Raw genomic sequence first — 1,046 nt, forward strand, 5'->3', positions numbered from 1 at the left:
AGCGGAGTATTTCGGCCCTCCGCATCCGGGGGCTGCGGGCCGACCGTTGTCACGGGGACTTAGCTACTCGCTCTCGGCCCAAAGCACGGCCAACAGCTCGGCCCAACCCATCGCTCAAAGCCAAGCCCTTTGCTCGGCCCTGCGCGGCGCGAAAACCGGCTACGGTTTTCGCGCCTGAAGAACAAGCACAGCCCAAAGCCCAGCCCTGTTTCCGCCCCGTGTGTGCCTCACTGCGGCTCCGCTTTCGCTCCGCCGCGTTTTCGCGCGCCTTGCGCGATTCAACTATATTCGGTTATCACCGAAATAGTTGAATCGCTCCTTTAGGCGGCGGCGCGCGTCTTTGGCTACGGGAAGAGACTGCCCTCGGGCCAGGCAGGCCCCGCGTGCCCGCGGTGGGCAATCGACAGCCTCTACCCCGCCGCCCAAATCCCCCTCGATACCCCCCGAAAACAACACCCGCCGAAAAGTCGTATCTTTCGAAACAAAAACACCCCCCACCATGAAATCCCAGAAGAAAATAGTCATCTTCACCGGCGCCGGCATGAGCGCCGACAGCGGCGTCTCCACCTTCCGCGACACCGACGGCCTGTGGGAAAACCACCGCATCGAAGACGTCTGCACCGCCGAAGCCTGGCAGCGCAACCCCCGCCTCGTGCTCGACTTCTACAACGCCCGCCGCGCCCAACTCGACCACGTGACCCCCAACCCCGGTCACCTCGCCCTCGCCGAACTCGAAACCGCCTTCGACCACGTCACCGTCATCACCCAGAACGTCGACGACCTCCACGAACGCGCCGGCAGCACCCGCATCATCCACCTCCACGGCGAACTGCGCAAAGCCCGCAGCGAACGCAACCCCGACCTGATCCTTCCCGCTCCCGGCCCCACCCGCCTCGGCGACCTCGCCCCCGACGGCGCACAACTGCGCCCCCACATCGTCTTCTTCGGCGAACCCGTCCCCGAATACGAACGCGCCCTGAGCGAAGTCCGCGACGCCGACCTGCTCCTCGTGATCGGCACCTCCCTCGCCGTCTACCCCGCCGCCG

General features: G+C 65.7%; 1 protein-coding gene. It reads left to right on the forward strand.

Going from position 1 to position 1,046, the window contains the following annotated elements:
- Positions 1-499: 499 nt before the first annotated feature.
- On the forward strand, positions 500-1,046 hold a 547-nt coding region (locus QZ302_RS10000), incomplete at its 3' end, for a Sir2 family NAD-dependent protein deacetylase (RefSeq protein WP_294594980.1).

The organism is uncultured Rikenella sp., from assembly GCF_910579375.1.
Taxonomy (GTDB): domain Bacteria; phylum Bacteroidota; class Bacteroidia; order Bacteroidales; family Rikenellaceae; genus Rikenella.